At 39.3% G+C, this 13,350-nt stretch carries 11 protein-coding genes; all 11 read left to right on the top strand.

All coding sequences use genetic code 11. From position 1 onward, the window contains the following. Positions 1–113 precede the first annotated feature (113 nt). Positions 114–1,361, top strand: a complete 1,248-nt coding sequence (locus tag HCJ30_RS10835; protein ID WP_185392159.1) for an MDR family MFS transporter — start codon at positions 114–116, stop codon at positions 1,359–1,361. Positions 1,362–1,563: 202 nt separating this feature from the next. After that, positions 1,564–1,995 (top strand): division/cell wall cluster transcriptional repressor MraZ, encoded by a 432-nt coding sequence (mraZ, locus tag HCJ30_RS10830; RefSeq protein ID WP_003723756.1) that lies wholly within the window; start codon positions 1,564–1,566, stop codon positions 1,993–1,995. 13 nt (positions 1,996–2,008) lie between these two features. After that, complete coding sequence (gene rsmH, locus HCJ30_RS10825) at positions 2,009–2,947, top strand: 16S rRNA (cytosine(1402)-N(4))-methyltransferase RsmH (RefSeq protein WP_008948352.1); 939 nt, start codon at positions 2,009–2,011, stop codon at positions 2,945–2,947. Positions 2,948–2,963: 16 nt separating this feature from the next. Beyond that, positions 2,964–3,326, top strand: a complete 363-nt coding sequence (ftsL, locus tag HCJ30_RS10820) for a cell division protein FtsL (protein ID WP_008948351.1) — start codon at positions 2,964–2,966, stop codon at positions 3,324–3,326. Then, positions 3,323–5,581, top strand: coding sequence for a penicillin-binding protein (locus HCJ30_RS10815; protein WP_185392158.1), 2,259 nt, complete (start codon positions 3,323–3,325; stop codon positions 5,579–5,581). The genes ftsL and HCJ30_RS10815 overlap by 4 nt, the downstream gene beginning before the upstream one ends. A gap of 171 nt (positions 5,582–5,752) precedes the next feature. Beyond that, a complete protein-coding gene (locus HCJ30_RS10810) occupies positions 5,753–7,228 on the top strand; it encodes a UDP-N-acetylmuramoyl-L-alanyl-D-glutamate--2,6-diaminopimelate ligase (protein ID WP_185392157.1) in 1,476 nt (491 codons plus the stop codon). Positions 7,229–7,274: 46 nt separating this feature from the next. After that, the gene (gene mraY / locus HCJ30_RS10805) at positions 7,275–8,249 is read left to right on the top strand and encodes a phospho-N-acetylmuramoyl-pentapeptide-transferase (protein ID WP_185392156.1); all 975 of its coding nucleotides are present in this window, start codon (positions 7,275–7,277) and stop codon (positions 8,247–8,249) included. Between the two features lie 138 nt (positions 8,250–8,387). Next, entirely contained in the window at positions 8,388–9,755 is a 1,368-nt protein-coding gene (murD, locus tag HCJ30_RS10800) for a UDP-N-acetylmuramoyl-L-alanine--D-glutamate ligase (protein ID WP_185392155.1), read from the top strand. Beyond that, the gene (gene murG / locus HCJ30_RS10795) at positions 9,752–10,843 is read left to right on the top strand and encodes an undecaprenyldiphospho-muramoylpentapeptide beta-N-acetylglucosaminyltransferase (protein WP_185392154.1); all 1,092 of its coding nucleotides are present in this window, start codon (positions 9,752–9,754) and stop codon (positions 10,841–10,843) included. The genes murD and murG overlap by 4 nt, the downstream gene beginning before the upstream one ends. A gap of 22 nt (positions 10,844–10,865) precedes the next feature. Beyond that, positions 10,866–11,678 carry a cell division protein FtsQ/DivIB gene (locus HCJ30_RS10790; RefSeq protein ID WP_185392153.1) on the top strand — a complete coding sequence of 271 codons (813 nt, stop codon included), beginning with the start codon at positions 10,866–10,868 and terminating at the stop codon, positions 11,676–11,678. Positions 11,679–12,044: 366 nt separating this feature from the next. Further along, entirely contained in the window at positions 12,045–13,325 is a 1,281-nt protein-coding gene (gene ftsA, locus HCJ30_RS10785; RefSeq protein WP_185392152.1) for a cell division protein FtsA, read from the top strand. Positions 13,326–13,350: the final 25 nt, after the last annotated feature.

The following is a 13,350-nucleotide window of genomic DNA, read 5'->3' as shown; positions in this document are numbered from 1 at the left end:
AATCACTCCATTCTAAAAGGGGACAATTTATCAGAATGAATACCCTTTTTATATGTATGTATCCCTTTTATACTAACAGAGAAGTCAGGAAAATTGCAAATGGAGGGGATGTCATGTTTAGAGAGTTACACCCGAATATTCGTGCGCGGATATTAATTCAATTTTTGAGTAAAGTAATCGGTTCGATGATTTTTCCTTTTATGGCAATTTATTTTTCAATGGAAATTAATAGCGGCGTCGCTGGAATTCTCTTGATGATTAATGTGTTGGCGCAATTTCTTGCTGGTATGTACGGCGGGCATTTGGCGGATATTATCGGTCGAAAGAAATTAATGGTAGCTGGGGAATTGTTAAAAGTGGTTGCTTTTCTTGGGATGGTGCTTTGTAATTCACCGTTTTTCCATTCGCCGTGGATGACCTTTGTTATGCTGCTAGTTATTGGTGTGGCGCAGGGGCTCATTAATCCAGCGGGAGAGGCAATGTTGATTGATGTGAGTACGCCGGAGAATCGCTCGTTTATGTATTCAATCAGCTACTGGGCGAATAATTTGTCGATCATGATTGGGATTATTGTGGGCGGGTGGTTTTTTGTGGATTATCTGTTCCCACTTCTTGTTGCGCTGTTTGTAATGTCTTTTGTAACAGCGTGGTTGACGATTGCTCTTATTTCCGAAACGTTGCAACAAAAAGTTATCCCCGAAAAAGGCACGTATGGTTTAATGGGGATGCTGAAAAATTACGGACAAGTGTTACATGATTATCGTTTTCTTCTATATACTATTGGGGGAATTGCAATCATGTCGATTGAATTTCAACGAAGCAATTACATTTCGGTTCGTTTGGCAGAAGATGTGCAGGCGCTACTTGTGCATTTAGGACCACTTGGGAATATTTCTTTAAATGGGGTACAAATCGTGAGTGTTTTAACAGCGGTGAATACTTTGTTTATTGTACTTTTTACTGTGCCGATTGCGCGATTTGTGACGAAACGGGCGCAGCAGCCTATCATGTATGTAGGATTTACTTTATTTGCGGTAGGTTTTGCGGTATGTGCGTTTGCTAATAATTTGGCAGTGCTACTTCTTGCCACGGTAGTACTTTCGATTGGGGAATTGCTTTACGTACCAACGCGTCAAACGATTTTGGCGGCAATTGTGGATGACGATAGACGCGGAGCTTATATGGCGCTGAACGGTATTGTTTTCCAAGTTGGTAAAATGGTTGGCTCTGTAAGTTTAGTATTCGCGCCATTTATTGGTAAATATGGGATGGCTACTTTTACGATTATTCTGGGGATATTAAGCATTGTATTTTCGGCAGTAGCATTAAAATCCGGCTGGCAAAAAGTACTAGCGAAATGATTTTGGGGTGAAAGTGGGGAATCCCTCCACCGAGCCCCACATTGTTTTTCATAACTAAGAATAGCTGAAAATGGCTTTAAATAGGGATTTAATCATTCTACGTTCTGACTAGGATGATTTTTTTTTGCACTTTTTTAGGTTTTGGGTGGTGCGAAGTGGGGAGATGTGGTAAAGTGGTATGTATGAAAGTGGGTGAAGTCTAATGTTCATGGGAGAATATCAACACAACATCGATATAAAGGGCAGATTAATTGTGCCAGCTAAATTCCGTGAGCTTTTGGGGGATAATTTTGTTATAACCCGAGGACTTGATAAGTGTTTATTTGCTTATCCACAAGAGGAATGGAAAAAGCTTGAAGAAAAGCTCCAAACCTTACCACTTACTAAGAAAGATGCTCGTTCCTTTACACGTTTCTTCTTTTCCGGTGCGTCTGAATGTGAACTAGACAAACAAGGTCGGATTAATATTCCATCCAACTTACTACAGTATGCGGATTTGGAAAAAGAAACAGTTATTATTGGGGTTTCAAGTCGTATTGAAATTTGGAGTAAATCAGAGTGGGACGATGTCTTTAACGAGGCAGAAGAATCTTTTGCTGATTTAGCCGAAAATATGATTGGCTTCGATATTTAAGGAGGGGAATTGCATGTTTAAGCACGAAACCGTATTACTACATGAAACAGTCGATATGCTTGAAGTAAAACCAGACGGAATCTATGTCGATGCAACACTTGGCGGCGCAGGTCACTCCGAGTATTTACTAAATAAGCTTAATGAAAAAGGGCATTTATTTGCTTTTGACCAAGATCAAACAGCCATTGATAATGCAGAAATTAAATTAGCAGATTATAGCGATAAAGTGACTTTTATTAAAGCCAATTTTCGCGATATGAAAGAAGCATTGAACGAGCGCGGAATTGAAGCGGTTGATGGGATTTTATATGATTTAGGTGTTTCGTCCCCTCAATTAGACGAACGAGAACGTGGGTTTAGTTATCACCAAGATGCTGCACTGGATATGCGAATGGATCAAGAACAAGAATTGACAGCAAAAACTATTGTCAACGAATGGTCTTACCAAGATTTAATCCGTATCTTTTTTCAGTATGGTGAAGAAAAATTCTCGAAACAAATTGCTCGTGAAATCGAACGTCGTCGCGAAGTAAAACCGATTGAAACAACCGGCGAACTAGTAGATATTATCAAAACAGCTATCCCGGCGCCAGCAAGAAGAAAAGGCGGACATCCAGGGAAACGCACTTTTCAAGCTATCCGAATTGCCGTTAATGATGAATTAGGTGCAGTAGAAGATTCACTTGAAAAAGCCTTAACTTTAATAAAACCAGGCGGCAGAATTAGCGTAATTACGTTTCATTCATTAGAAGACCGCATAACCAAGCAATTATTCCAAGAAGCGACAAAAGGACCAGATTTACCACCAGGTCTTCCAGTCATTCCAGATGAATATAAACCAGATTTCAAACTTGCTACAAGAAAACCAATTGTACCAAGTGAAGAGGAACTGGAACAAAACAACCGAGCGCGTTCAGCGAAATTACGCGTGATCGAAAAAATTATCAAATAGCAGGAGTTGAAAAAATGTGAGCAATGTCGCCTATAAATCGAATCTCGAACCAAATAGAGTACATAGAGAAGCGGAACAACCTAAAAAACAAATCCTAAGACGTGGCCAAATGACACTGGGAGAAAAACTAATCATCACGATTGCGCTTGCGATTGTTTTAGTTGTTGCTTTTCGTATCATTAGTGTACAAGCTCAAATCTACACAGTAAACCAAGAGATTCAAACAAAAGAAACCAAAATTCTCGAACAACAAAAATCAAATGAAGACCTAAAAGTAGAAGTAAAAGATCTAGGGAGATATGAACGTATTTTAAAAATCGCTAAAGAAAAAGGGCTAAAACTCGATGGCGATAATGTGAAAGTGGTAGATGGTCAATGAAACGGCGTATAGGTAACATGAGAAGGGGAGCTCTTGTACTTTTTATCTTTTTCACGATTCTCTTTCTCTTAGTTTCTGGCCGTTTTCTTTATTTGCAAATTACGGGAGAAGCAAATGGAGTTCCACTTGCAGCAAAAGCATCTAAACAACATTTAAAAAGCAGTGTTCTTGAAGCAAAACGCGGCTCCATTTTAGATCGAAAAGGAGAAGTATTAGCAGAGGATACGGCTTCTTACACGATTGCAGCCGTTGTTAGTGATAAACTTTCCAAGACAACGAAAAATCCGATGCGTGTAGTAGACGAAGAAAAAACAGCGCGTGTACTTGCAAAATATATTCCAATGGACGAATCAGACATTTTAGATAAACTCCAAGAAAAAGGCAAGTATCAAGTCGAATTCGGCGCTGCTGGTAAAAAAATCTCTACAGAAACAAAAGCAGAAATCGACAAAGAAAAACTGCCGGGCATTGAATTTACCCGCCAATCCGAACGATTCTATCCTAATGGAACGTTTGCGACACAATTAATCGGTTTTGCACAACAAGAAGAAGAGAAAAACACTACTGTTTTAGAAGGTAAAATGGGTATTGAATCCCGTTATAACGATATTTTAACAGGCAAAAACGGCAAGATTGACTACAGCACAGACAGAATGGGGTATATTTTACCTAATTCTAAAAATAAAGTAACAGAAGCGAAAGATGGTAAAGATATCACGCTGACGTTAGATAAGAAGATTCAAACCTTTTTAGAAGACACGATGACAACTGTAGACGCAAAATACAAACCCAAAAACATGATGGCCGTTGTAGCGGATCCAAAAACAGGTGAAATTTTAGCTATTAGTCAACGTCCTTCTTTCAATCCAGCTGACCGTTCAACGATTACTGGAAATAGTTCTAGTATTTGGCAAGATTTACCTGTTGAGTATGCTTATGAGCCAGGTTCGGTAATGAAGATTATCTCCCTTGCTTCGGCGATTGATACAAATGTATATAATGCCAATGATTATTATCAATCCGGTTCTTATAAAGTAGGCGATATTGCCATCCATGACCATAACAACGGAAATGGTTGGGGCTCCATTACGTATCGTGAAGGGGTAGAACGTTCTAGTAACGTTGCCTTCGCTAAACTCTTAAACAAAATGGGTACAGATACTTTTAAAACTTATTTAGATGAATTTGGCTTTGGGAAGAAAACAGGAATTGCTTTACCTAATGAAACAAATGGTAAAATCCTTTACAACTACCCAATTGAAAAAGTAACAACTGTTTTCGGACAAGGGACAACTGTTTCGATGATGCAAATGATTCAAGCAGCATCCGCAATTGCTAGTGACGGCACGATGAAAGCACCCTATGTTGTTTCCAGTGTAAAAGATCCAAGCACAGGCGAAGAAACCAAAACAGAAACAAAAATTGCCGGCAAACCAATCAGTGCAGAAACCGCCAAGAAAACTCGTAACGAATTAAAAAACGTTATTAGTGGCCAAAATGGTACCGGTAAACTATATGCGATTCCGGGATATGATGTCGCTGGTAAAACAGGAACATCGCAAATTCCTGATCCAAAAACAGGTAAATATATGACTGGCGCAGATAACTATATCTTCTCCTTCCTAGGTATGGCACCAGCAGACAATCCTGAATTAGTTATTTACGTAACAATGCAGCAACCGCAATTATCTGGTAGCCAAACAGGTGGCGAAGCAGTGTCAGAAGTATTTAATCCCGTTATGAAAAACAGCCTACAATACATGAACATTAAACCAGGCGATATGGAAAAATTAGCTTCTGAAAAAGTACCAGTTTTAGCAGAGAAAACAGTAGAAGAAGCTAAAAAGGCAGTAGAAGATAAAGGCTTGGAAGCGGTCGTAGTCGGTAACGGCAAAAAGATTGTCCAACAACTTCCACAAGCAAATAGCGCCATCATGCAAGGGCAAAAAGTTATTTTAATGACGGACGGTGATATGACTGCTCCAAATATGATCACTTGGTCCAAAGACGATGCGCTGAAAGTTTCTGAAATAACCGGTATTCCTTTTGAGTTTTCAGGAAATGGTTACGTGAGGGAACAAAGTGTTTCTGAGGGGAGCGTCATTAATAGCGACACGAAAATGAAACTAACCCTCGCGCCGCCAGAAGAAATTGGCGATTTTAATCAAAATCACGATCAAGATACCGCAGAAAAAAATAAAAAAGCGACTGACATCCAAGAAAATGCCGGTATCGGCGATTTGCTCAATCAATAATAGGAAGATAGAAGTATGTCAGCTTTACAAAGTGGCATACTTCTAACTTTAAATGCAATCTGTGTCTTTTGTCGTGGTAGCTATACGCTGTTGTTTTTGCTAAGATAGAAAAGGATTCTTTTTGGTTTTAGCAAAACTAACAGAAAGAATAAGTTTGAGGAGATGGCAAGAATGAAGTTAAAGGAACTAATGCAATCTATCCCGGTTTATACTGGCGAGGCGAGTGAAGCAATCGAAATTAACCAAATCGCCCAAGATAGTAGAAAAGTACAACCCGGGACACTGTTTATTTGTATAGACGGGGAATTGGTGGATGGACATCAGTTCGCAGCACGCGCAGAAGAACTTGGCGCGGTAGCAATTATCGCAGAAAAACCAGTAGACGTTACGATTCCAGTATTATATGTTAGAGATTCCAAGCGTGCCATGGCAATGTTAGCCGATTATTTTTACGGTTCACCAACCCAAGCATTAAAACTAGTTGGGATTACTGGCACCAACGGGAAAACAACCGTGAGCCACTTAGTAGAACAAATCGTTCGCGAAAATGGTGAACAAACAGGCCTAATTGGTACAATGTATCGCAAAATTGGCGACCAAATTTTAGAAACGAAAAATACAACGCCAGATAGTCTCACGTTACAAGAAACTTTTCGAGATATGCTACTTAGCGGGGTTAGCACGGCTGTGATGGAAGTATCCTCACACGCACTCGTTCAAGGGCGTGTATACGGCTCAGACTATGATGTCGCTGTATTTATGAATTTATCTCAAGATCACCTAGATTATCACCATACAATGGAAGAATATGCCAATGCGAAAAGTTTATTATTTGCGCAACTAGGTAATAGCTACCATACAAGTAATCCAAAAATTGCAGTGCTTAATGCAGATGACGCGGAAAGTGTACGCATGCAAACCGCGACAGCTGCTCACGTTATTACTTTCGGAATAAACGAGCCAGCCGATTTTAAAGCAAGCAATATTAAAATTACAAGCGGTGGTTCTACCTTTGATTTGGCGACACCAGTTGGTCATTTTAGCTTGAAAATAAAAATGATTGGTAATTTCAGTGTGTATAACGTCTTAGCTGCGATTGCAACTAGTTTCGCGCTACATATTCCAATCGAAAAAGCGATTGCGACTGTAGAAACCATACCAGGCGTCAAAGGACGTTTCGAACTCGTACATGCAGGGCAAGATTTCCCTGTCATTGTCGATTACGCTCATACACCAGACGGCTTGTTAAATGTTTTGCAAACAATTGATGAATTTGCAGAAAAACGCGTTTTCGTCGTTGTTGGCTGCGGCGGCGACCGTGATAAAGGAAAACGTCCACAAATGGCGAAAATCGCTGTTGATTACGCAACAAATCCTATTTTCACATCCGATAATCCGCGAAGTGAAAACCCGCAGACGATTATTGAAGATATGATTCAAGGCGTTCCAGAAAGTGATTCTTACGTTGTTCATGAAAACCGCCGAGACGCCATTCGTTTTGCTGTAAACGAGGCCAAAACAGGGGATGTTATTCTGATTGCTGGAAAAGGGCATGAGGATTATCAATTGATTGGCGATGAGGTTATTGATTTCGATGATCGCGTTGAAGCTCGAATAGCTATTGAAAAAAAACTCGGACTCGCATAAAATATGAAGTGAAGTGCTTTGACAAACAGATTGGGGAGAATTTATTGTGTCTTTATACATGTTAGTATCAACATTTGCAGTGGCTTTTATCATTACAGTGATAGGTGTCCCGCTATTTATACCATTCTTGGTGAAATTAAAATTCGGCCAAAGTATTAGAGATGAAGGCCCGAAAATGCATGAAAAGAAATCAGGAACACCGACAATGGGTGCAGTTGTATTCATTATCGCCATGCTGATTAGCTTCTTAATCTTTTCGTTCATCAGTGGGGAAGTTAGTGCGGCTACGTGGCTACTATTTATCGCGCTGGCATTATTTGGCGCATTAGGTTTTCTGGACGACTATATCAAAGTAGTTCAAAAACGTAATTTAGGTCTTACTTCGAAACAGAAGTTTTTAGGCCAAGTTGCGATTTCGATTTTATTTTATCTTGTGTATCATTTTAGTGGATTTGCCGAAACGCTTAATATTCCATTTACGAATATCGAAGTGGATCTTGGCTGGTTCTTTGTTATCTTCATCTTGTTCTGGTTAGTTGGTTTTTCCAATGCAGTCAATTTAACAGACGGTTTAGACGGACTTGTATCTGGTCTATCTGTCATTGCTTTTTCTGCTTTTGGTGTCATTGCTTTTTACCAAGAACAAATGGATGTCGCGATTTTCTGTTTTGCAATTGTCGGCGGGATGCTTGGATTTCTACTATTTAATAAAAATCCAGCGAAAATCTTCATGGGTGATACCGGCTCGCTTGCACTCGGCGGAAGTATCGCAGCTGTTTCTATTTTAGTACATCAAGAATGGCTGTTACTGTTAATCGGAATTATTTTCGTGATTGAAACAGCATCTGTTATATTGCAAGTGTTTTACTTTAAGGCAACTGGAGGGAAACGAATTTTCCGTATGACACCAATTCATCATCACTTTGAACTTGGTGGCTGGTCTGAATGGCGTGTCGTTTTAACGTTCTGGGGAATCGGACTAATCGGAGCAATTATCTCCGTCTGTGTGGTCATCTTTTAAATAATGCGCCGTGATTTTTGCGGCAAAAGCGTCTCTAGTTAGCTGTTTTTTACAGAATCTGGTTGGCGCTTTCCGTCGTTTTTGTGAATCTCATAAATACGACCGCCAATTTTGATATAAATGGGGGAACCAAAGGAAATGAAAAAAATTGAAATGTACCATCACAAAAAAGTGCTTGTCTTGGGTCTTGCAAGAAGTGGTGTTAGCGCGGCAACAATTATGCACAAACTGGGAGCGTTTGTCACAGTTAACGATCAAAAACCTTTTAGCGAGAATCCAGAAGCACAAGGTTTACTTGAGCAAGGCATCAAAGTCATTTGCGGTTCACACCCAATTGAACTTTTGGATGAAGGATTTGAGCTTGTCATAAAAAATCCTGGAATTCCATACAACAACCCAATGATTGAAAAAGCGTTAAAACTGAAAATTCCAGTCATTACAGAAGTGGAATTAGCTTACCAAATTTCGGAGGCGCCGATTGTTGGAATCACCGGAACAAATGGTAAAACAACGACAACAACGATTATTCACCATATGTTAAATGCACATAAAGAAAATAGTTCTTTACTAGCAGGGAACATTGGTTTTCCAGCATCCGCTGTTGCTGAAAACGCAGCGAGCGATCAATATATTTCGATGGAACTATCTTCGTTCCAATTAATGGGCGTAGAAACATTTAAGCCGCATATTTCGGTAATTACGAATATTTATGAGGCACATTTAGATTACCATACTGACCGTAGTGAATACGTTCAAGCAAAATGGCACATTCAAAAAAATCAAACAGCCGATGATTTCCTAGTAATTAACTGGGATCAAGAAGAGCTGAAAAACCTAACAAAGCAAACAAAAGCACAAATTATTCCATTCTCCACAACGCAACGTCTTGGTCAAGGAAGTTATGTGCAAAATGGAAATATTATGTTCAACGATGAAGTGATTGGCGCACGTGATAACATTTTACTTCCTGGAGAGCATAACCTAGAAAATATTCTTGCATCCGTTGCTGTAGCAAAAACATTAGGCGTTTCGAATGAAGAAATTATGCACGTGTTAGAAACGTTTAAAGGCGTAGAACACCGGACGCAATTTGTTGTTGAATGGCAAGGTCGCAAATTTTATAACGACTCCAAAGCAACGAACATTCTTGCAACACAAAGCGCATTAAGAGGGTTTAAAAATCCAGTTGTTTTACTAGCTGGTGGTTTGGACCGTGGCAATTCGTTCGATGAATTACTACCATTTTTCAAAAATGTAAAATCTTTAATTGTCTTTGGCGAAACAGCGGATAAAATTGGCCGCGTTGGGAAAATTGCAGGCATCGATGTGCATTATGTTGATGATGTAGAAGCAGCTGTTCCGGTTGCGTATCGTGAATCTGCACCAGGAGATATTATCTTACTTTCACCAGCTTGTGCGAGTTGGGATCAATACCGGACATTTGAAGTTCGCGGCAATGCTTACATGGATGCTATCAGTGAGCTAATAGAAGAGGTGGAAAAATGAAAGTAGCAATAAGTGGTGGCGGCACTGGAGGACATGTTTATCCAGCGCTTGCTTTCATCAGAGAATTAAAAAAAGTACATCCAGAAGCGGAATTCTTATACATTGGAACTGAAAAAGGATTAGAAGCTGGCATCGTGAAACGTGAAGGTATCCCTTTTGAAGCCATTGAAATTACTGGTTTTAAACGGTCGTTATCTCTTGAAAATATTAAAACAGTCATGCGTTTTCTAAGTGGTGCAAAAAAAAGCAAACAGATTTTACGCGATTTTAAGCCCGATGTAGTTATCGGTACAGGTGGATATGTTTGTGGCCCAGTCGTTTACGCAGCGGCAAAATTAAAAATCCCTACTTTAATCCATGAGCAAAATAGTGTTGCTGGCTTAACGAATAAATTTTTAAGCCGTTATACCGATAAAGTAGCGATTTGTTTTGAAGAAGTAAGCGATTCTTTTGCATCAGAAAAAATTGTTTTTACTGGTAATCCACGTGCTTCGGAAGTAGTCGGAGTTGACTCGGAAGGTGCGCTTGAAGCATACGGACTTGTTTCCGGGAAGCCAACTGTCCTTGTTTTCGGAGGTAGTCGAGGAGCACGCGGCGTGAATGAAGCTGTCGAGGCGATTTTACCTGAATGGAACAATCGCGATTTTCAACTGCTTTATGTAACTGGCGAAGTACATTATGAAAAAATAAAAGATGCTTTAGCTGAGTTAAATTTAGGTAATCACATTAGTGTTCAACCATTCATTTATGACATGCCGAAAATTTTAAACGCGGTGACATTGGTTGTTTCAAGAGCAGGAGCAACAACTCTTGCAGAACTAACAGCGCTTGGAGTGCCAAGTATCTTGATTCCAAGCCCCTACGTAACGGCGAATCATCAAGAAAACAACGCGCGTGCATTAGAAAAAAATAATGCAGCAATCGTCATTACAGAAGCTGAATTACAAACTACTGATTTAATGGCAACCGTTGATTCGATTTTGGATGACGAAGCAAAATTAAATGGCATGAAACTAAGCGCCAAGCAGATGGGACGACCTGATGCAGCCGCGAAATTAGTGGAAGCGGTACTAAGTATTATGAAATAAATCGCAGAAAGGAGCGAATAAAATGGCGGAGAATAAACGAGTAATTTCCATTGAAAATCGTATTCCAGAACTAAAAAAATACCGCAAAAAAAAATTAGTACGACATCTAGCCATTTTAATCGGAATTTTTGCGATTTTGATAGCTATTACGCTTTATTTTCTATCACCATTAAGTAAGTTAGATAAAATTACTGTTAGCGGCAATAAACAACTTACTGAAAATGAAGTACGAAAAGAAAGCGGACTTACAATTGGCGAGTTTGTCATTGGAATAAGAAATGGGAAAACCGAAGACACACTCAAGAAAAACACACTCATTAAAGATGCAACTGTTTCTAAAGAAGGTTTAAATGATGTGCAAATCAACATAACCGAATTTAAAACAATCGGCTACCAACAAGCGGACGGAAAATATTACGATGTGCTTGAAAGTGGCATTATGCTCACGGATCAACCACGACAATTTCCCATCGGTAATGACTTGCTCTTCCAAAACTTTGAAAACGGCAAAACCCTTGAAAAAATGGTACAGCAAATTAATAAGTTACCAAAAGAAGTCGTTAGCTCCATTTCGGAAGTGATTTATAGTCCAACCGACAGCGATAAAAGCCATATCGAATTATATATGAATGATGGCAATCAGGTTTCTGCAGACATCAGTACGTTTGCAGAAAAAATGCAACACTATCCGGCCATCGTCGCGCAACTAGCAAATGGTCAAAAAGGTGTTATTGACATCGAAGTGGGTTCTTATTTCCAAAGTTATTATCAACAAAATGCTGATAAAAAAGCAGCCGAAGAAAAAGCCGAAGAAGAGAAAAAATCAACCGAATAACCAGTTCATTCTTTGGACAAACTTTTGGCAAATTTATAGGTAACAGATGTTTCAAAAAGGTAACAAAATGGTGACCTCAGACCAAGGGATACCAACACTTGTTCGCTTTTTGAATAAAATGAAAAAAATATCCTAAGAATTTGCCAAAAATTGTTCTTTGTGCTTTTATTACCTTCTTTCTTAGTGTAGACTGTAAATAAGTGATTTTGTATGTTAGGCAGAATGGGCAATCATTCTACACTGACGCCATAAAAATAAAGAAGTTTCATAGCTTATTCAAGTAAGTTAAAAAACCGGCTTTTTGCTCGGTATAAAAAATGAAATAAATAAATCTTAAATGACTAGAATAAAAGGAGGTGCCGATAAATGGGTGATAGCGAAATTTATGTAAGTTTAGACATTGGAACAGCTTCTGTGAAAGTAATCATCGCAGAAATGGCTGACGATAGACTCAATATTATCGGTGTTGGGAATGTCGAATCTTCCGGAATCAAAAAAGGAATTATTATCGACATAGACAAGACTGTAGAATCCATCAAAAAGGCAATTGAACAAGCAGAAAGAATGGTTGGCGTAGAAATTTCTCAAGTAATCGTTGGGGTAGTATCGAGTCAAGTGCATTTAGAGGCTTGCCGAGGAATTGTGGCAGTAGGTAGCGAAAATCGTGAAATTGCAGATGAAGATGTCTGGAATGTGATGGATGCCGCTCAGGTTGTTCCTCTATCTCCTGAAAGAGAAATTATTAATACCATTCCAGATCAGTTTGTTGTGGATGGATTAACTGGGATTACAGATCCACGCGGAATGATTGGCGTACGTTTAGAAATGGAAGGCACATTAATTACTGGTTCAAAAACAATTTTACATAATACGTTACGTTGTGTGGAACGTGCAGGACTTGAAATTTCTGATATTGCTTTACAACCACTTGCCGAAGCATCCATCTCTTTGTCAGAAGACGATAAAGAATTTGGAACGGCACTCGTGAATGTTGGTGCAGGAACGACAACCGTTAGTGTGTTTGAACAAGGACGACTAACGTATACTGGCGTGATTCCAGTTGGTGGAGATAACATTACGAAAGACTTATCACTTGGACTGAACACATCAACTGCGAATGCAGATCGTGTCAAATTAGAACACGGTTACGCATTTTATGATGATGCTTCTCCAGATGAAGTTTTTGCTATTGATGTTATCGGTAGTGACCAAAAACAACATTTTACACAAGTAGAAGTAGCAGATATTATCGAAGCGCGTATGGAAGAAATTTTCCAATTAGTAGTAGAAGAACTAACACGAGTTGGCAAAACGCATCTTCCAGGAGGTTATGTACTAACTGGTGGCTCGATGGCTATTCCGGGCGCAATTGATTTGGCTGGAAAAACATTAGCAGCACACGTTAGACTAGCAATTCCTGATTATATTGGTGTTCGTGAACCATCCTTTACAACTGCTGTAGGTTTAATCAAATACGCTTACCAAATGGCTGAGTTAGAAGGACGCGATGTAAGCTCGACCGCAAGCGAACCTCGTTACGACGATGAAGCACCAAAACAAAAACAAGCTAAACCAAAACAAAAGAAATCAGATGACGAAAAAGTATCTACAAAAATGAAGAATTTTTTCGGCGCATTTTTTGAATAATAGCGAATAGCTGGTAAATCAGCAA

Origin of the sequence: Listeria cossartiae subsp. cossartiae, assembly GCF_014224155.1 — a bacterium.
GTDB lineage: Bacteria > Bacillota > Bacilli > Lactobacillales > Listeriaceae > Listeria > Listeria cossartiae.
The sequence above is the reverse complement of the archived record's forward strand: the minus strand, read 5'-3'. Positions and strand labels throughout refer to the sequence as shown.

Bases quoted from the DNA above. Each gene is read 5' to 3' on its own strand.
- HCJ30_RS10835 (WP_185392159.1), top strand. From the start codon at position 114: ATGTTTAGAGAGTTACACCCGAATATTCGTGCGCGGATATTAATTCAA.
- mraZ (WP_003723756.1), top strand. From the start codon at position 1,564: ATGTTCATGGGAGAATATCAACACAACATCGATATAAAGGGCAGATTA.
- rsmH (WP_008948352.1), top strand. From the start codon at position 2,009: ATGTTTAAGCACGAAACCGTATTACTACATGAAACAGTCGATATGCTT.
- HCJ30_RS10815 (WP_185392158.1), top strand. From the start codon at position 3,323: ATGAAACGGCGTATAGGTAACATGAGAAGGGGAGCTCTTGTACTTTTT.
- HCJ30_RS10810 (WP_185392157.1), top strand. From the start codon at position 5,753: ATGAAGTTAAAGGAACTAATGCAATCTATCCCGGTTTATACTGGCGAG.
- murD (WP_185392155.1), top strand. From the start codon at position 8,388: ATGAAAAAAATTGAAATGTACCATCACAAAAAAGTGCTTGTCTTGGGT.
- murG (WP_185392154.1), top strand. From the start codon at position 9,752: ATGAAAGTAGCAATAAGTGGTGGCGGCACTGGAGGACATGTTTATCCA.
- HCJ30_RS10790 (WP_185392153.1), top strand. From the start codon at position 10,866: ATGGCGGAGAATAAACGAGTAATTTCCATTGAAAATCGTATTCCAGAA.
- ftsA (WP_185392152.1), top strand. From the start codon at position 12,045: ATGGGTGATAGCGAAATTTATGTAAGTTTAGACATTGGAACAGCTTCT.